General features: G+C 70.9%; 13 protein-coding genes, 1 other RNA gene and 3 pseudogenes. 10 read left to right on the forward strand and 7 right to left on the reverse strand.

What is annotated here, in order from left to right; all coding sequences use genetic code 11:
- Positions 1-82: 82 nt before the first annotated feature.
- Positions 83-760 carry a hypothetical protein gene (locus tag JKP76_RS17255; protein ID WP_200492072.1) on the reverse strand — a complete coding sequence of 226 codons (678 nt, stop codon included), beginning with the start codon at positions 758-760 and terminating at the stop codon, positions 83-85.
- 644 nt (positions 761-1,404) lie between these two features.
- Between JKP76_RS17255 and JKP76_RS17260 the strand changes: the two genes are divergently transcribed.
- Complete coding sequence (locus JKP76_RS17260) at positions 1,405-2,127, forward strand: AbiV family abortive infection protein (protein ID WP_200492073.1); 723 nt, start codon at positions 1,405-1,407, stop codon at positions 2,125-2,127.
- A gap of 305 nt (positions 2,128-2,432) precedes the next feature.
- On the opposite strand, the gene JKP76_RS17265 is transcribed toward JKP76_RS17260, so the two are convergent.
- The 3 genes from JKP76_RS17265 to JKP76_RS17275 all read right to left on the reverse strand — a co-directional run bounded on the left by JKP76_RS17265 (position 2,433) and on the right by JKP76_RS17275 (position 5,016).
- Positions 2,433-3,299: a hypothetical protein gene (locus JKP76_RS17265; RefSeq protein WP_200492074.1), complete on the reverse strand. Its 867-nt coding sequence runs from the start codon at positions 3,297-3,299 to the stop codon at positions 2,433-2,435.
- A gap of 268 nt (positions 3,300-3,567) precedes the next feature.
- Entirely contained in the window at positions 3,568-4,107 is a 540-nt protein-coding gene (locus tag JKP76_RS17270; protein ID WP_200492075.1) for an ATP-binding protein, read from the reverse strand.
- 81 nt (positions 4,108-4,188) lie between these two features.
- Complete coding sequence (locus JKP76_RS17275; RefSeq protein WP_200492076.1) at positions 4,189-5,016, reverse strand: SDR family NAD(P)-dependent oxidoreductase; 828 nt, start codon at positions 5,014-5,016, stop codon at positions 4,189-4,191.
- A 53-nt stretch (positions 5,017-5,069) separates the two neighbouring features.
- On the opposite strand from JKP76_RS17275, the gene JKP76_RS17280 reads away from it, so the two are divergent.
- The 4 genes and pseudogenes from JKP76_RS17280 to JKP76_RS17290 all read left to right on the forward strand — a co-directional run bounded on the left by JKP76_RS17280 (position 5,070) and on the right by JKP76_RS17290 (position 9,080).
- Entirely contained in the window at positions 5,070-5,615 is a 546-nt protein-coding gene (locus JKP76_RS17280; protein ID WP_200492077.1) for a TetR/AcrR family transcriptional regulator, read from the forward strand.
- A 428-nt stretch (positions 5,616-6,043) separates the two neighbouring features.
- Positions 6,044-7,237, forward strand: a pseudogene (locus JKP76_RS19785) (ATP-binding cassette domain-containing protein); the annotation flags it as partial.
- A 40-nt stretch (positions 7,238-7,277) separates the two neighbouring features.
- Complete coding sequence (locus JKP76_RS22730) at positions 7,278-7,715, forward strand: AAA family ATPase (protein WP_309233033.1); 438 nt, start codon at positions 7,278-7,280, stop codon at positions 7,713-7,715.
- Positions 7,712-9,080 (forward strand): annotated as a pseudogene (locus JKP76_RS17290) (MFS transporter). Before JKP76_RS22730 ends, JKP76_RS17290 begins: the two are co-directional and overlap by 4 nt.
- 381 nt (positions 9,081-9,461) lie before the next feature.
- On the opposite strand, the gene JKP76_RS17295 reads toward JKP76_RS17290, so the two are convergent.
- On the reverse strand, positions 9,462-10,046 hold the full coding sequence (locus tag JKP76_RS17295; RefSeq protein WP_200492080.1) for a transglutaminase family protein: 585 nt from the start codon (positions 10,044-10,046) through the stop codon (positions 9,462-9,464).
- Positions 10,047-10,593: 547 nt separating this feature from the next.
- Between JKP76_RS17295 and mobF the strand changes: the two are divergent.
- From mobF to JKP76_RS17320, 5 genes and pseudogenes are all read left to right on the forward strand, one after another.
- A pseudogene (gene mobF / locus JKP76_RS17300) lies at positions 10,594-14,218 on the forward strand (MobF family relaxase).
- Between the two features lie 160 nt (positions 14,219-14,378).
- Entirely contained in the window at positions 14,379-14,612 is a 234-nt protein-coding gene (locus tag JKP76_RS17305) for an AlpA family transcriptional regulator (protein ID WP_200492081.1), read from the forward strand.
- A gap of 95 nt (positions 14,613-14,707) precedes the next feature.
- The gene (locus tag JKP76_RS17310; RefSeq protein WP_200492082.1) at positions 14,708-14,890 is read left to right on the forward strand and encodes a hypothetical protein; all 183 of its coding nucleotides are present in this window, start codon (positions 14,708-14,710) and stop codon (positions 14,888-14,890) included.
- 5 nt (positions 14,891-14,895) lie between these two features.
- Positions 14,896-15,219 carry a hypothetical protein gene (locus JKP76_RS17315; RefSeq protein WP_200492083.1) on the forward strand — a complete coding sequence of 108 codons (324 nt, stop codon included), beginning with the start codon at positions 14,896-14,898 and terminating at the stop codon, positions 15,217-15,219.
- 18 nt (positions 15,220-15,237) lie between these two features.
- A complete protein-coding gene (locus tag JKP76_RS17320; protein WP_200492084.1) occupies positions 15,238-16,332 on the forward strand; it encodes a site-specific integrase in 1,095 nt (364 codons plus the stop codon).
- A gap of 29 nt (positions 16,333-16,361) precedes the next feature.
- Here JKP76_RS17320 and rnpB read toward each other — a convergent pair.
- Together rnpB and JKP76_RS21595 are read right to left on the reverse strand one after the other, a co-directional pair.
- Positions 16,362-16,776, reverse strand: an RNA gene (rnpB, locus tag JKP76_RS17325) — RNase P RNA component class A.
- A gap of 31 nt (positions 16,777-16,807) precedes the next feature.
- On the reverse strand, positions 16,808-17,134 hold the full coding sequence (locus tag JKP76_RS21595; protein ID WP_242471992.1) for a hypothetical protein: 327 nt from the start codon (positions 17,132-17,134) through the stop codon (positions 16,808-16,810).
- Between the last annotated feature and the right edge of the window lie 168 nt (positions 17,135-17,302).

Below are 17,302 nucleotides of genomic sequence, written 5' to 3' on the forward strand. Positions count from 1 at the left end.
GATCTGCACACTCGGGGCTTTCGAGCGTCCTGGGGGCCCGACTGTGCAGATCTCGCGGAGTGGGGCGACCAGCCGGCCCGGGTCAGCTCGTGCGGGTGGCCTCCTCGGCCCTCTCGGCCGACGCCCGGGGCCCGGGCAGGTCCGTCTCGGGGGACGGCGCGTGCAGGATCGGCTGCCGCAGGTCGAGGAACTCGGGCGGGCCGTCGCCGAGCGCCATCAGCTCCTCGAGCACGGCCCGGACCTCCTCGGGCGGCTCGATGCGCTCGCCCTCGCGGGCTGCGGCCTCGGAGGTGAAGTAGATGGTCTGCGTCCAGCCGTCGGCGCCGTGGTTGACCAGGACGCTGCCCAGGATCTCCGGGCGCAGCCGGGCCATCTCACCGGTGGAGAGCTGGGCGACGAGCTCGCGGGCCCGCGCCCGGTCGGTCACCCGACCGCGCATGACCTGGACGAAACCGGCCGCGTCCATGTCGCCGACCCGCTCGACCTGGACGTCCTCGCTCTCGGCGAAGTCGGCCTCCCCGTCGAGCAGCCGCTCGGTGTCCCGCCACCAGCGGTCCTGCGCCGGCCGCTCGGAGTTCCTGGCCGCGGCCTCGGCCGACTCGAAGCGCGCCAGCGCGAAGAACCGGCCGTCGTCGGTGACCCCGCCGGTGCTGCCGAGCCAGCCGATCGCGCCGGGCGCCAGGTCCCGGCGCCACCCGTCGATCGCCGCGCGCAACCCCTCGGCGTCCGACGTCCTGCCCTGGATGAGTTGGACGAACACGGCGAGCCTCCCGTCGCCACCGTCGGCCCCCGTGGGACGGCCGACGCTAGCGCCGGCCGCCTCCCCTGGACCAGGGTCGACCGACCCCGGGCGGGGCGGGGCGACGGACGAGTCGGCCTGTACGCCGGGCACAGTTCGCCGGTGTTGGACTGATCATGGACTTCGTCGAATATGGGGGTTGACCTGCGGATTTTCCGTTGAAGGCTACTGGTTGGTAACGGCCAGATTCGGCTGAGTTGCGGACTATTTGCGGACTGGGTGCGGACTCAGGGCGCACGATCGGGGTGGCCCCACCCGGACCGTGTCGGGACGACGGCGCCGCTCCACAGCCGGTTCAGGATGCCGGCTGCGACGGGTTCGCCCGAAGGGCGCTCCGCGTCCCTGCGGGATGGGCCTGCGGCCCACCCTTCACCCGACCCGCCGCAGCCGGATGGGGGTCGGTTGTGGAAAGCGACCAGAACTGTGTGGATGGGCGTCGGGGACCTTCAAGCCGTACGAAGCGCCGAGTATGCCGGTCAGGTGATCACCGCAAGAGGATCGCCGCGCCGGACGCGCTCAAGCGGATCCTTCCCTGGGACACCGCATCAGTCTGCGCGGTTGACGACGTGCCCGGCGAGCTCCGCGGGAGAGCATGCTGGACGTTGATGGCACAAGAGGAGCAGGTAGAGGAAGTCAGCCCCGAATTCGCCCGGCGGTGGTGGAAGACGCTGGTGGCCAACGCCTGCGCGCTGCTGGAAGATGGCGCGATCCTCGCGGCACACGCCAGCGCCGGTAGGGCGCAAGCGCTGCTGGTGCTGGCCATGGAGGAGTTGGCCAAGGCATTATGGCTTTACGAGGCGGCCCAATATGAGTGGAGCCGGCCACTGGGCCTGTACGGCCAACCCCCGTCTCCGTCGGGCCCCATCTTGCTTCCCCCAGAGATGAGCACCCGACGGCTCCCCCACTTGCAGAAACTGCAGGCTGCTGAACAGTTTACCTCCGGTCTCAGCGGGTTCTGGGACGCCAGCCGTCGCGAGGAGTATTACTTCCCAGCGGACTTGGTCACCTTCGAAGAAGCTGCCCGAAGGCGCAACGCGGACAAGCAGGCCGGCTTCTACGTTGATCGCCTCGGAGACACCATCCTGACGCCGCTTTCGATCCCCGCCGAGGGCATCGACTCGTTCGTTCGTAAGGCGGCGCAGTCGATCGAGATGCACCTTATCGAAGACCACACTCGCCAGCAGGACGCCTCCGTGCCTGACGCCATCGACTCGGTTCAAGACCTCCACTGGAAGGTTCTGCGCCGTGCGCATCCAGACCTGTATGCGGACTTCGTTGATCGAATGAGAGGAGTTGCAGACTCGGAAATTGAGGCCGACCACCAATGACTCGAAAGCAGTCGGACGCCAAAACAGATGCCTCCGGTGCGGGTGGCCGGTCGTGCCGGCAGCCAGCAGGCGTCGGGGCACCCCGCCGGATCCTTCCGAGATGGGCGTAACACGTCAGTTTCCGGGGCACCGGTCGCCGATCCCGCTGCGGACCGATTCCGCTTCAGATGGCAGCACTGCCCGAGGATGGATGCTGCTGAGTACTGCGGCGCGTGACGCGCTGATGACCTACCTCCAAGTGGGAGGTCGGCCACGGATTCAGGTGGCGCAGCAGACCGGGCGAGTTACCGGTGGCCCGGGTCGGGTCAGACCACGAGTGCCTGGGTAACCGTCTGCTCGGCGTCGCCCTCGTGCCAGGTGAGGACGACGTTCACGCTGCCGGAACCCGCGTAGGTGATCACCGGATAGTCGTAGTAACTCGTCGCGATGATGTCGGGCTGGACCTCGGCTCCATGGAGGATGGGCGCGTTGCTGTCGCCCAGCGACTCCAGGGCGATGGTGACCTTCTCGGCGGTGACCGAGCCATGGTTAGTGATCCGGATCCGCTCGCGCCGCGTCTTGAGCCTGGTCCGGCCCTGCCTGTCTGTTTCGGGCTCGCGCTCGAACTCGTAGGTGGCGCGGAGGATGGCGTGCTCCTCGGCCGGGCGCCTGGGCACCACCGCCCCCAGGCTCAGGTGCTCCAGGTCATGCTCGACGGCGTTCCTGACCTGGAAGCCGAGGTCCTCGGGGTTGGCGTAACGGCCCAACAAGCCCTGGGACTCCAGCGACGCCTGGAACCTGCGCAGGGCTGTCAACTGCTTCTCGTCTACGTTTCGCGGGAGAGGCTCCTCCGAGAAGTAGACGTGCACCGGCTTGCCCGCCTCGTGGGCCCTCTTGATCTCCTCCGCGGTGCCGGAGACCGCCTCCTCGGTGGCCTGGCCAAGGCGGGAGTCGAAGAGCGCGATGATGATGTCCGCCCGGTCGACCAACTGCTCGTTGATGACGCTCTGCCCGGAGCCGCCCAGGCGGGGTACTGCGTCGGTCTCCCACCGGGCGGGCAGCAGGAGCACTTGCTCGCGCTCGGCCCGTGAGGCGTTCCAGCCATGAAGGCTGCGCTCGACCGCGTCGCGCTCCTCGGTCGTGTCGCCCGGCGAGGCGATAAGAACTCGAAGGACGTGCGCGTCAAACGCCATGATGCGACCGTAACCGGCTCCGCTGACAGGTCCTCCCAGCCGGGCACCGCGGCGCTGCCTGACACGAGGCACGCGTCCTGCTGGGTCATCAGGGGCGCCCCTGTCGCCCTCCGCCGCCGCCTTCAGGGACAGGCGGCGGCTCGGCCCACCGTCACCACAAGGGGATCCGCTTGTGGGCCCCGCACAAGGAAATACACCACCAAGACGGGACGGACGACGAATGCTCGCGCACCGTCGGCTGGTAACGCGGCGGCCTGTGACCCTGGGGTCAGAAGATCGACGGAGGCCAGCGATGCCTGCGCCACTCGTCCCACGTCGTGAACCCTTCCGGTGGATCGCTGACACCTTCGCTGCCGTCCAGCTCCGCTGGCGTCGGGACGTCAATGACGGCAGCCCACGTTGCGAGCTCTTCGTCGGACATGTGCCATGTCGTGTGCGGCTCTTCCGCTTGGCGCCGGTCAAGCCGGCGCCTCTGCTCAGACGGTGTGAGTTCGCAGTAACGCATCTCCACCGCCGCACCCAGGTCGGCCGCTGCCTGGCGTAGAGCGGAGCGCTCCTCTCGGCTCCAGAGTCCGAAATCGATGACCACGTTGATGCCGAGCGCGAGTGCGCGCAGTCCGATCTCGATGAGCCGTCCCTCGATCACGTCCGAGGCCGACGGCGGGTTCGCGAGCCCGTAGAGGGCCTTGACCCACTCGTCCTTCGTGAGGCGGAGCGCCTTCTCCTCGGCCTCGATGCGCCGCGCCTCTGTGGTCTTCCCGGTGCCTGGCAGTCCCACGGTCAGGTACAGGGTCGGTCGCGTCGTCATCACTTCCTCATCCGAGCGGTCGCTTCATCATCGCGGACTGCCTCAACCACCGCGGCCGGCTACGCAGCGGTCCTCGGCCCGTCAGAAGGCCCCGTGGAATCGTTCATCGCGCTGGTAGTCGACGTGGCGCAGTCGGAGGGCTGCGAGCACCTGCTCGGCTGCATCGTCGCCGACGACTAGCCGAAGGCGGTCGTCCTGCGGGTCGGTGACATGTCGCAGGATCGCTGTCGCTACCTCCTGGGGCGGTGTGCCGCCTCCGGTCCCGCCGGTGCTCGGCCACGGGACGACAGGGCTCCCGAACAGCTCGTTACGTAGTTCGTCATAGGCGGGGATGGGGGCGGCGAACTGCATGCTGCCCGTGGCCCAGTCGGTGTCGATTCCGCCGATCTCGGCGATGGTCACGCGTATGCCGAACCGGCTCACCTCCGCGGCGAGCGCTTCGCTGAAGCCCTCCAGCCCCCATTTGGCCGCGTTGTATAGCCCCAGGGTCGGCATCGTGCCGACGGCACCGACGGTGGAGATCTGCACGATGTGGCCAGCGCCCTGGGCGCGCATCACCGGCAGGGCGGCCTGCGTGAGCCAGAGCGCTCCCAGCAGATCCGTGTCGATGATCTGCCGGGCTTCCTCCTCGGCCACTTCCTCAACCGCGCCGACCAGTCCATAGCCTGCGTTGTTCACCAGGACGTCGAGACGTCCGAAGTGGTCCTGTGCGCGAGCGACGGCGGCGTGCGCGCCGTCGCGGTCGCGGACGTCCAGTCGATGCACGAGAAGTCTCTCGTGTGACGGGAGCGAGTGCTCGCCCCGGACGGTGGCCAGGACTCGGTGCCCCGCCTCCAGCGCTGCGGTGGTCAGCGCCTGCCCCAGTCCCCGGCTCGCACCGGTCACCAGCCAGGTCAGTTCCGTAGTCATGCGCCCACCATAACCAGAACTGGACGGACCGTCTCGTTTGCTATGGTGGGTTCGTGGCACGAGCCCGTACGGTCGCTCGCGTTCACGATGCCGTCCTCGCGCTCGTTGCCGAGGGCGGTTACGCGGCTGTGACGATGGAAGGCATAGCGGCGCGGGCCCGGCTGAGCAAGCAGACTCTGTACCGGTCCTGGCCCTCGACGGCGGCGATCCTTTTCGATGCGCTGCTGGCCCGCAGCACCGACGAGGACGGCGAGATCGACGTCCCGGACACGGGAGACCTGGCCCGCGATCTGGAAAACCTTCTTCTGACCACGGCCGAGGAAATGACCAATCCGGCGACCGATCGGTTGTTGCGTGCGGTGACCGCAGAGATCCAGACCCGGGAGAATCTCGCTGAGCAGCTCCGCGTCCGTCTGCTGGAGCCGCAATTCCGGGCTGTCGAGCGGCGGATCGCGCGGGGAGGTGTCGAGGACGCCGAGGCCGCTGCAGAGCTGCTCTACGGGCCGGTGTTCCACCGATGGCTGTTGAGGACCAAGCCGATCGACCCGGACTGGGTCCGCGCACACGTCACCCGGACACTTCGCGCGTTCGGGGACTGACCGGCCCGTCGGCTTGACACCTCGGCAGGAGGTCACGGGACATCGCCGATCCGCCGGGCGCGGCTACCGCGGAGAACCTGCTGTCGTGACGGTGTGGCATCGGGAGGCCGCAAGTTGCCTGCCGTTCGAGCGATAGCACGTCGAAGCGCACTGGCTGTCCCACGCCTGCCGCCGCGATGCCAGAAAGGGGAGGAGCGGATCGACCACTTCGGGGGGAATGCGTTTGCCAGCGCTTGTCCCGCTGCCTAGGGTGCTTCCGTGCCTCAGTTGCTGTTCCTCTGACCAACCTTCGGACGGCCCCGCCTCGCTGTTGAGCGAGTCCGCGGGTCGTCCTGACCTGTCATCGGCTGCCTGGGCGGCCGGGTCAGTACGAAGCACACCCCCTTCTCCCTCTTCAGGGCTTGGGTGTGCCTCCGTCCGGAGGAACAGTGACGATCACGAAATCTTTGCCTGCGCGCGCGCAGGCGCAACTGTCAGTTCAAGAAGTACGCATTCAACGCGGCGGGCACCTCGTCCTCGACGGGGTCTCGCTGACCGTGGCCCCAGGAAACCGGTGGGGTGTGGTCGGCGAGAACGGCCGCGGCAAGTCGACCCTGCTGCATGTCCTGGCCGGGACCCTGCCGCCCGACGCCGGGTCCGTGCACCTCATCGGCACTATCGGGGTGGCCGAGCAGGAACTGCGGGCCGACGACGGCGCCACCGTCGCCGACGCGGTCGAGAATGAGCTGGCCGCAGCACGGTCGGCGCTGCGAACGCTCGAGGTGAGTTCCGCCGCCTTGGCCGACGGGTCACCCGGCGCGGAGGAGCAGTACGCCACGGCGCTGGCCGCCGCCGAGGTGCTGGATGCCTGGGACGCCGACCGTCGGGTCGACGTGGCCTTGGAGGCTCTGGGGGCGGTGACCGACCGTTCTCGACGGCTGGCGGAGCTGTCAGTGGGGCAGCGCTACCGGGTTCGGCTGGCCTGCTTGCTCGGCGCGGGGCATGACTTCCTGCTACTGGATGAGCCCACCAACCACCTCGACGCGGCCGGCCTGGCGTTCCTCACCGACCGGCTGCGCAGTCATCCGGGCGGGGTAGTCGTGGTCAGCCACGACCGGGCGTTGCTGTCCGACGTCGCCACGTCGGTTCTCGACCTGGACCCTAGCCAGGACGGCCGCCCTCGTGTCTACGGAGACGGCTTCGCCGGCTACCAGGCCAGACGCCGCGCCGAGGTCGCGCGCTGGCAGGTGGAGTTCGACGAGCAGCAGGCCGAGCAGGCCCGCCTGGCCCACGACCTCTCTCAGGCGCAGCACCGGTTGCAGACCGGCTGGCGGCCGGACAAGGGCACCGGCAAGCACCAGCGGGCCACCCGAGCCCCGGGATTGGTGCGCGCGGTGCACCGCCGCCAGGAGGAGCTGCGGCGCCACGTGGTGGATGCACCGGAGCCGCCGCTTCGCTTCCGCATGCCGCCACTGCCGGGCCGGCCGGGTGTCGTTCTGCTGCGGGCGGACGACGTCCGGGTTACCGGTCGGCTGCCGCACTCGGTCAGCGTGGAGGTCCAGTCCGGCTCGCGGCTGGTGATCACCGGCCCCAACGGTGCCGGGAAGTCCACCCTGCTGGCGGTTCTCGCCGGCGAGCTACCGCCCACCGCGGGGCCGGGTCCATCGCTCATTGGCCGCCCGCGTGCGCCTGCTGCGTCAGGAGTCCCCGCGCGCGGACACCCGAACGGCGGCAGAGGTCTTCGCCGCGCACATACAGCACCTGGTGCAGACCGGCGTCGGGGGCGGCGGCGCGGCCGTCTCGCTGTCAGGTCTGGGGCTGTTCCGCTCAGCTGACCTGCGCCGGCCGGTCGGGGACCTGTCAATGGGTCAGCAGCGGCGGCTGGACCTGGCGCTCGCGCTGGCGAGCCGCCCTCAGGTGCTGCTTCTCGACGAGCCGACCAACCACCTGTCGATCGCTCTGGTCGACGAGCTCACCGAGGCCCTTCAGGCCACCGACGCGGCCGTAGTCGTCGCCACCCATGACCGGCAGCTGCAACACGACCTCGACGCCTGGCCCCGCCTGGCGATCGAGACCACGTCCCCTTCTTCCCCCGAACAATGCGAAGGACTCGCCTCATGACTTCTCCCGATCCCCTCACCGACCACCAGCCGCTCCCGACCGCAGAAGGGCCCGGCCGGCTGGCCGGCTGGCGCGCACTACGTCCGCTGCGCCACCGCGACTACCGGCTGCTGTTCGGCTTCCTCGCCACGTCCCTGTGCGCCATCGGCATGTGGACCATCGTGATGGTCTTCCAGGTACTGGCCATCGACGACCGCCCCCAGGCGTTGTCTGCGGTCGGTGCCTGCCTCAGCGCCGGCCTGCTGGCCTTCGCCGTGGTCGGTGGCGTCGCCGCCGACCGGTATCCCCGCCGCATGGTGCTCGTGGCTGTCCAACTGCTCAACACGCTCACCCTCAGCGCCGTCGCCGCGCTCTCCCTGAGCGGAGCGGTGGGCTTGTGGCACCTTGCGCTCGCCTCGGCCCTGCTGGGCGCCGGCAGCGCGTTCACCTTCCCGGCCTACAGCGCCTACCTTCCCCAGGTGCTGCCGGGCGAGGAACTGCTGGCTGCCAACGGCCTGGAAGGAGCGCTCCGCCCGACCATGCAGCAAGGCCTCGGCCCCGCCCTGGGCGGAGCGGTCGTCGGCGCCACCATGCCCGGAGTCGGCGCCCTCGTCGCCGCGGTGCTGTCCGCCGTCGCCCTGAGCTGCACGCTCCTGCTGAGCACACGGCACGACCTGCCCCCGACGGCCGGAGACGCCACGCCACGCCCGCGGCTGCTCACCGAGCTCCGCGACGGCGTCACGTTTGTCGTACGCACTCGATGGCTGCTGTGGACGCTGCTGTTCGCCTCGGTCATGACGCTGGCGATCATGGGGCCGCTGGAGGTGCTCCTGCCGTTCCGGGTCCGGGAGGAGTTCTCCAACGGGGAGCAGGCCTTCGGCCTGTTGCTGGCCGCCTACGGCGTCGGCGGTGCCGCCGGATCGCTGGTGATGTCCTCACTGCGTCTGCCGCGCCGCTACCTCACCACCATGGTGTTGCTCTGGGGAGCCGGAACCCTGCCGCTGGCGCTCGTCGGTCTCACCAGCGCCTTCTGGCTGCTGCTGGCCTGCCTGTTACGTTATCGGAGCCTCGACCGGCGCCGGCATGGTCATCTGGGGCACGCTGCTGCAGCGCCGCGTGCCTCCGCACATGATCGGGCGCGTCGCCAGCCTGGACTTCTTCGTCTCCATCGCCCTCATGCCACTGTCGATCGCCCTCGCCGGGCCGCTGGCGACAGTCGTCCCGATACCGGTCATCTTCCTTTTCGCGGCGGCCGTCCCGGCCTTCGCCGCGGTCGTCGCCGTGACCGCTGGTCGCCTGGCACGAGACGAAAGCGAGCACCCGTTGGACTCCGTGCCCCTCGAGACTGACGCGGTTGCCGTGGAGGCGCCACCGTCAGATCACTAGCTGGACATCGCCAAGAACCGCCGATACCGGCGGGCGGCGACAGGAGCGGAACCCGGTCGACCAGTGCCGGGTTCCGCTCCTCCCAGCAGATCACCCCGGCTGCACTCACGGTCACCCAGACCATGACCTCCGGGCGGCACGCCCTTCGCCCACTACGGCCCCAGTCCGCCAAGCTGCCGCCTGGGCCGAAGATGGTCCCAGCGGGATCCCCTCTGGGACACCAAGCCGGATGTCTCCTCACCTGACGAGAGCGACCGCTGAGGGTTTCGCTTCCGGGGGACGGGCTAGTTGGTCGGCCTTCGCGCGTCACCTGTCCGAGCCCACCGGACTGCCACGGAGCGAGCTGGCTGCGGCGGCTCGTCCACTGGTTGCCAGCTGGTCCTACAACTGGGTGGGGAGCCCGCCGTCGCACAGGGCCAAGGCATCGTCGGCCCCGCGGAGGCTGGCCAAGACCTTGGGGTGCGGGGCGGTGAAGATCTGCGGATAGTCCACCTCACCCATATCAACATCGACGGGCCAGGCGAGCCGCTCCTGGGTGAGGTCAAACTGGGCGTCCACGCCGGGCTTGTTGCCGCGAGGATCCTGCCGGTGCCAGACGCCCTCCACGTGCACCGCGATCAGCCCGTGTACGCAGTAACCGGTTCCGTCGGCGAGGCGCTGGTAGCACAGACCAGTGGGGATCCCACGGGCGCGCAGGAGAGCGGCCAGCAGATGGGCCTTGGCAAAGCAGAGGCCCACGCCCTCGTGCAGGGTCTGCGATGCCGTGATGGTCACGCGGGAGTCCTGGGCGTCCAGGGAGTGGCGGATGTTGTCGCGAACCCATGTAAAGGCGCTGCGGGCGTACTCGACCGGGGCCGGCGCCTGCCCGGCCAGGTGCATGACGAGTTCCTGCACCTTGGGGTGCTCCACGTCGATGACGTCGTCGCCGCCTAGGTAGGCCACAGGTGCCTCGGCATCGAACTCCACGGCGGACACGCTAACCGGCAGCATCAACTGCGCGCGGCCACGCATGGTGGTCCCCCACGACTCGAGTCGACCGTCCCGAAGCCGGAACCCCTACTGGGAACACCGCAGGACACAGCAGGTGCCCCTCGTCCGCCGTCCCTTAAGACCCGCCCGGTGAATTTTCCCGCATGGGGAGGACAACCGGGATGCCCTGCTGGACGGTGGCAGCCTCGTCGTCTGTCAGCCGCTCAACATCCACGCCACCGTGTCGCAGGGGGCCGCGTGACGGGAGCCGGTGCATCGCGGAGCTGATCGTCATCAGCCCTGTAGCCGGGAAGAACGCGACCTGCTCGCAATCGACGATCGCCGTAAACGGCCAACGCCATGGCGCCCGCGACGACTTTACGCCCGCCACTCCGGCCTTTTCCGTGCAAGCTCAGGCCTTCACCTAATAGCGGCACGAATGCTACCTTTTGAGGTAGCTCGGGCCCCGCTTCGCGGGGCCCAGTGGCGTTTCTAGGGGTGACTCGTTGGCTATTGTCGGGTGGCGTTGAAAATGCACGGCGGAATCAAGATCTACGCCGGCGCGCCAGCGGCTGCCCGGCACTACGTGGAGGCCGACCGGGGCCGGGCGGACGACTACTACCTCACCGAGGGCACTGGGGTGGCTCGCCGCTTCACCGCCACCGCCGGTCGCGTGACCGAGCTGGCGCCTTTGACCGGCGACAGCTACGAGACGTGGGTGGCCGGCCGCGACCCGGAGACGGGTGAGCCGAGGGGGCAGCTGCGCGGCGACGAGCATGCGGTGCGGTTCGCCGAGGTGGTGGTCAACGGCCCGAAAACCTGGTCGCTGGCCGCCGCGTTGCACCCGGAGATCGCTCGGGCGTACGAGGCGGCGCAGGACCGGGCGGCAGGGCAGATCATCGCCTGGCTCTCCCAGCACGCCACCACCCGGGTCGGGCCGCGCGGCGGCCAGGTGCAGGTACCGCTGGAGGTGTTGGAGGCGGCCACGGTGCGGCACTACACCTCCCGCGCGGAGGACCCGCACTGGCATCTGCACCTGCAGCTGCTGTCCCGGGTTTTCGCGGCCGGGAAGTGGCGCGGTTTGCACACCGTCGGTATCCGCGATTTCCTGGGCGCGATCAACGGGATCGGGCACGCCGCGATGGCGTGCGACCCGGAATTGAACGCCGCCTTCGCCGCGCACGGCTACCGGAAGGGCGCTACGGGAGAAATTCAGGAGGTCGCCGACTACGCGGGCCCGTTCAGCGCACGGCACGCGCAGATCGCCCGGAATGTGGACCGCTACGAACGGGAATGGACCGCGGCGCACCCCGGCGAATCCCCCGGGCCGGGGCTGCGCGGATCCTGGGACGCTCGGGCGTGGGCCGACGGCCGCCCGGACAAGGTCACCGCCCAGCCCGGGGTCAGGCTGGAGGCGCGCTGGCGGGCCGAGCTGTTTGCCCTCGGCTACCGCGACCCGGTCGGCCCGGTCGACCTGGCCCCAAGCCCGATCGGCGCGCTCGACCGCGAGCAGGCGGTGGACCGGGTACTGGCCCGGCTCGCGGCCGGCCGGTCGGCGTGGAACGCCGCCGACATCCGGGGCGAGGCCGAGCGGCTGATCGCCGCCGAAGGCGTCGTCGCCGACGCCGCGGTGCGCATCGAACTGGCCGAGGATCTCACCGCCCGCGCGATGGACCACTGCATGCCGTTGCTGGACCGCGACGGGGTACCGGAGCACATCCGCGCCTGGACCTCGCGAACGGTCCTCGACGTCGAGACCGACCTGACCACCCGGCTCGCCGCTCGCGCCGTACCTGACACCGGCCCTGCGGTCCCGGTCGAGCGCGCTGCACCCGCCGGCCGGCTGGATGTCGGCCAGGCCGCGGCGGTCGTCGCGCTCTCCGGCGACCGGCCCCTGGTGGTGGTCGAGGGCGCCGCCGGGGCGGGCAAGACGACCACGCTGGCCGCCACCCGCGGCCTGCTCGAGGCGCGGGGCCGCCGGCTGGTGGTGGTCACTCCCACGCGCAAGGCGGCCAAGGTGGCCGCCGGTGAGGTGGGGGCGGCCGCCGGGTCGGCGGCGTCTCTGGCCTTCCAGCACGGTTGGCGCTGGAACGACGAGGGGCGTTGGACCCGGCTCACCGTCGGCGAGCTCGACCCGGCGACCGGCCGGGTCTACGCCGGGCCGAGCGAGGCCGCGCGGCTGCGGCCCGGGGATCTGTTGCTGGTGGACGAGGCCGGGATGCTCGATCAGGACACCGCCCGCGCCCTGCTGACTGTCGCCGACGAGTGCCAGGTCCGGGTGGCGTTGCTCGGCGACCGGCACCAGCTGTCCGCGGTCGGCCGCGGCGGCGTCCTGGATCTCGCCATCGCCCAGGCCGACCCCGCCGCGCACCTGACACTCGACGCGGTGCACCGCTTCACCCGAACCGACGAGCAGGGTCGCACGACACCCGACACCGGCTACGCCGAGCTGACCCTGGCCATGCGCACCGGCGAGGACCCCGGCGCCGTCTTCGACGCCCTCCTCGCCCGCGGCCAGATCCAGCTGCACCCCGACGCCGCCGCGCTGCAGGACACGCTGGCCGCCACCGTCGCCGAGTCCTATGCCGAATGCCGCCGGGTGGCCGTGGTGGTGGACACCCGCGAGCAGGCCGCCGAACTCAACAATGCCATCCGGGAACGGCTGGTGGCCGCCGGCCGGGTCGATGACCGGACGGTGGTCGTTACCGGGGCCGGGGAGCGGATCGGCGCCGGGGACCGGATCGCCACCCGGCGCAACGACCGTCATCTCGACGTCGCCAACCGCGACGTCTGGGTCGTCACCGCCGTCGGCCGCCGCGGCGGACTGCTCGTCGCTGTCACCCCCACCGGCACCGTCCCCGATGACGGGTCCGGCGGTGTCACCCCCGACGGTCCAGGGACCCGGGTACTGCCCGCGGACTACGTCACCGCGCACGTCGAGCTCGCCTACGCCACCACCGCCCACGGCGTCCAGGGCGACACCGTCACCGCCGCGCACCTGGTGGTCGGGGAGCACACCGGCGCCGCGTCGGCGTACGTCGGGATGACCCGAGGACGCGAGGCCAACAGCGCCCACCTCGTCTCCGCCGACGCGGGGGAGGCGCGGGAGCACTGGGTCGCCGTCTTCGCCCGTGACCGCGCCGACCTCGGCCCCGCCCATGCCGCCGAACAGGCCGCCGCCGAGGCCGCCCGCTACTCCCCGCCCCGTCCGCCGGAGCGGGTCGTGGCCGACCTGCACCGGGCGTGGACCGTCGAGCAGAACTGCCTGGATCGGCTGGACTTCTACCAGGCGCAGCGCGACCAGCTACGGGAGGTGGTCACGCTCGAAGCTCCCCACGCCGGCGAACTCGCGAGGCTGGAGGCCGCCCGAGAGCGGGCGGCGATCGCCGCCCAGCAGGCCCACCAGCGGGCCCAGGCCAGCGCGGCCGCGGTCGCCACCGACGCCGACCGGATCCGCGACAGACTGCTGGGCTCCTGGGACGGCGAACGTGGCGCCGTCCGCGCGGCGGCGAAGGTCGTGCTCGACGGGGCCGGCCGGTTCGGGCTGCGCCGGGGCGCGGTCGCCCGCGCCGGCGAGCGGCTCGCCGACTGGGCCGACCGGTGGCGCACCCACGTTCCCTCCCTGCCCAGCGATGCGAAGGAGCTCGTGCGCCTGGCCGGCTGGTTCGACGACCGGCCCGCGCTGTGGGCTGCGCTCGACGACCTCCGCCCGGAAGGAGGCAGAAGAGGCCCACCCCGAGCACGCCGCCCTGCGCGGGGAAGCGGACACCGCCCGGCAGCAGCACGCGCAGGCCCGGTCCGCGCTGGCCGAGGCCCACCGCCAACGCGACCGGCGACTCCGGGGATTGGAACCGGCCGCCTGGACCCCCGAGCCCGAGGCCCGGCTCGCCGAGCTGGACCTAGGCATCGCCGCCACCCGGCAGGAGCTCACCGCCGCCCGGGCACGCATCGCCCATCTCACCGCCGAGCCGGCCGTTTTCACCCAACCGGCCGACAGGTTGGCCCAGGAGCGCGACGCCTGGCGCGTCGGCCACGACGCTGAACGCGCCGCCCGCCGGACGGCAGCCTCCGCGGCATCCCCACCGGACCCGACGGGCAGCATGCGTCCGCCGGAGCCGGTCCTCTACCGGTTGCGGTCCACCGGCGCCGGCCCCGAAATCGGACGCTGACCTCGGGCGCCGCTCGTACCGGATCGTGGGCACGGCAGCCTGCGGGAGGAAATCCGGAGAAAGACCGGAGAGGTTGGCTGTGGACTGTCACCAATGGCCGCGAAACGACGCCTTCTACAGGTGAATCCCCGCCCACACCCCTCGAGCCCCGGAGACAGCCATGCCCGACCAGACTCCCAGCCCTGAGCACACCGCCGAGCTCGCGTCCGAGTTGCTCACCATCGCCGAGGCCGCCCAGCTGCTGCGCGCCCCCGTCGCCACGCTCCGGTACTGGCGCCACCTGGGCACCGGCCCGCGCAGCTTCCGACTCGGCCGCCGTGTTCTCTACCGCCGCGACGAGCTGCACTCCTGGATCGACGCCCAACGCCGGCAAGCCGACACCGGCCGCTCTTGACCGGAGCCATTATGTCGGACAATACTGGCCGCAGGGAGGTTCGGTTCACCCAGTCGGCGAGGAGGCACCGCATCGGCCGGGCCTCCGCCCGGCATGTGCTGGCCACGACCGACCCCACGCCGGTCAGCACCAGCAGCGGCGCCCATGCCTGGCTCTACATCGGACCCGATGAACGAGGGCGCGAGCCGGAGATCATCGCGCTCGAGGTCCAGCCGGCCGACGCCGCGCAGCCGTACCTGCTCGTCATCCACGTCATGCCCACCCAGCTCCGAGGATGATCCCCATGGCCGACCGCATCCCGCCCAACGTCACCCCCACCACGCCCATTGGCCCCGACGTCGACCTCGACGCCGAGGACGTTCGGCTGGCCGACGGAAGCCGACTGACCGAGGACAGAGCGGCCGAGATCGTCGACGAGGTCCGCCGCCGCGTCGGGCGACCGTCCCTGACCGGCGACGCTGCCGCCTCACCCCGCATCACCTTCCGGATCGCTCCCGGCACCCGCGACCGGGCCGCTGAGATCGCCGCCCGGGAGGGCAAGTCCGTCTCCCAGCTGGCCCGCGAGGCACTCGAGGAGCGGGTCGCCGCGGGAGAACGACGAGCATGAGAGCGAGGCGATGAAGCGATGGCGTCGATCGCCAGACGGCCCGACGGAACGTTCCGGCCGCGGTTCCGTGACGCGTCCGGCAAGGAGCACGCCCGGCACTTCAAGCGGAAGGTCGACGCCCAGCGGTGGCTCGACGAGATGACCGCCGCGATGGTCACCGGTCAGTACGTCGACCCCGCGGCCGGTCGGGTGACCTTCCGCGAGTACGCCGAACGGTGGCGCGCCACGCAGGTGCACCGGCCGACCACCGCGGCCCACGTCGAGACGATGCTGCGCCGCCACGTCTACCCCCGGCTCGGGGACAAGCGGCTCGGCTCGGTGCTGCCCAGCGACGTCCAGTCCCTCGTCAAGCAGCTGTCCTTGGACCTCGCACCAGCGACCGTGGGAGTGATCCACCGGATCCTCGCGGGGATCTTCAAGGCCGCCGTCCGCGATCGGCGGATCGTCGCCTCGCCGTGCGAGGGCACGAAGCTGCCGAAGGTCCACCGGCAACGCATCGAACCGATGACGCTCAAGGCGGTGGAGGCGCTGACCGAGGCCATGCCGGAGAGGTACCGGGCGTTGGTCACCCTCGCGGCGGGCACGGGGCTCCGCCAGGGCGAGATGTTCGGTCTCACGATGGACCGCATCGACTTCCTGCGCCGGCAGCTCACCGTCGACCGGCAGCTGATCACCATGCCGGACCGTGCGCCCTACCTCGCGCCGCCCAAGACCCAGGCGTCCGTCCGGGTGGTCCCCCTCCCCCAGGTCGTCGTCGACGCCCTGGCGGTCCACCTCGCCACCTGGCCGGCCGACGAGTTCCTCTTCACCACCGAGCTCGGCGACCCGATCCGCCGCACGGCGTTCTCCGAGCGGATCTGGCGCCCGGCGCTGAAGCGGGCCGGCCTCAGCGGCGTCACCATGCACTCCCTGCGCCATTTCTACGCGAGCCTGCTCATCCGGCATGGGGAGTCGGTGAAGACCGTCCAGGCCCGGCTCGGGCACGCCAGCGCCGCCGAGACGCTCGACACCTACAGCCATCTCTGGCCTGACTCCGACGACCGGACGAGGGTCGCCGTCGACTCTGTTCTCCGCCGAGTTGCGGACTCTGTGCGGACTGACGCCAGCCTCTGACGGCATAAGTGCAGGTCAGGGGTGGGCGACGGACGAGTCGGCCTGTACGCCGGGTTCTGTCCACGGGTGCCTCACGGCCTCCCGATGGGCGGTCATCCATCTAGGCCTGCCGTTGCCGGCAGGCTCGAGCGGTCTACCCGCAGGCTCGGGCGGGCCGCCCTCGAACGCCTGCGCAGGACGCCGGCGAACCGTCGTCCCTTCTTGACCTTGCTCCGGGTGGGGTTTACCGAGCCGCACCGGTCACCCGGTGCGCGGTGGTCTCTTACACCGCCGTTTCACCCTTACCAGCCGCACCTCCGGAGAGGCACCGCTGGCGGTCTGTTCTCTGTGGCACTGTCCCGCGGGTCACCCCGGGTCGCTGTTGGCGACCACCCTGCCCTGTGGAGCCCGGACGTTCCTCGGCGACGGGGTCTCCCCCGCCGACGCGACCGCCCAGCCGACTCGTCCGTCGTGCCGAGCACTCTAGACCGCGCGATCAGCCCCAGTAGAGCCGGAAGCCGACCCGGCGCCCGCCGTCGTCCTTCAGCGTGCCCATGTCGACGACCTGGCGGGCCTGCTCCTCCACCGGCTGGTCGGACAGCAGCTCGAGGTAGCGCCGGTGCTCGGTGAGCGAGGCGACGGCGAGTTCCACGGTCGAGCTGACGTCCACCTCGTGCGGCGGATCGGTCATCTCCCCCACCGCGATGTACTGGACGCCGGTCCAGCGCTCCTCTGCCAGGTCCGGGAAGATCCACTCGTTGGCGGCGTCGGCGACCGCGTCGATCACCGACTGCCCGAGCGCCCGGTGGTCGGCGGAGTTCACGTACGCGGGCGAGACGCCGGGCGGGGTCCAGGTCGCGCCGAAGTACCCGGTGACGACGAGCTCGGGGCGGTGCCGCCGGATCGCCGCGGCCAGGTCGCGGCGCAGCTCGGGGCCGGTCGACCAGGGTGCCGTCGCGGTGGTCGAGGAACTCCACCTCGCGCACCCCGA

This window comes from Blastococcus sp. TML/C7B (assembly GCF_016612845.1).
Classification (GTDB): Bacteria; Actinomycetota; Actinomycetes; order Mycobacteriales; family Geodermatophilaceae; genus Blastococcus.

Excerpts from the sequence above, each read along its gene's own strand:
- JKP76_RS17320 (WP_200492084.1), top strand. The coding sequence starts at position 15,238 with ATGGCGTCGATCGCCAGACGGCCCGACGGAACGTTCCGGCCGCGGTTC.
- JKP76_RS17265 (WP_200492074.1), bottom strand. The coding sequence starts at position 3,299 with ATGGCGTTTGACGCGCACGTCCTTCGAGTTCTTATCGCCTCGCCGGGC.
- JKP76_RS17305 (WP_200492081.1), top strand. The coding sequence starts at position 14,379 with ATGCCCGACCAGACTCCCAGCCCTGAGCACACCGCCGAGCTCGCGTCC.
- JKP76_RS17275 (WP_200492076.1), bottom strand. The coding sequence starts at position 5,016 with ATGACTACGGAACTGACCTGGCTGGTGACCGGTGCGAGCCGGGGACTG.
- JKP76_RS17270 (WP_200492075.1), bottom strand. The coding sequence starts at position 4,107 with ATGACGACGCGACCGACCCTGTACCTGACCGTGGGACTGCCAGGCACC.
- JKP76_RS17315 (WP_200492083.1), top strand. The coding sequence starts at position 14,896 with ATGGCCGACCGCATCCCGCCCAACGTCACCCCCACCACGCCCATTGGC.
- JKP76_RS17260 (WP_200492073.1), top strand. The coding sequence starts at position 1,405 with ATGGCACAAGAGGAGCAGGTAGAGGAAGTCAGCCCCGAATTCGCCCGG.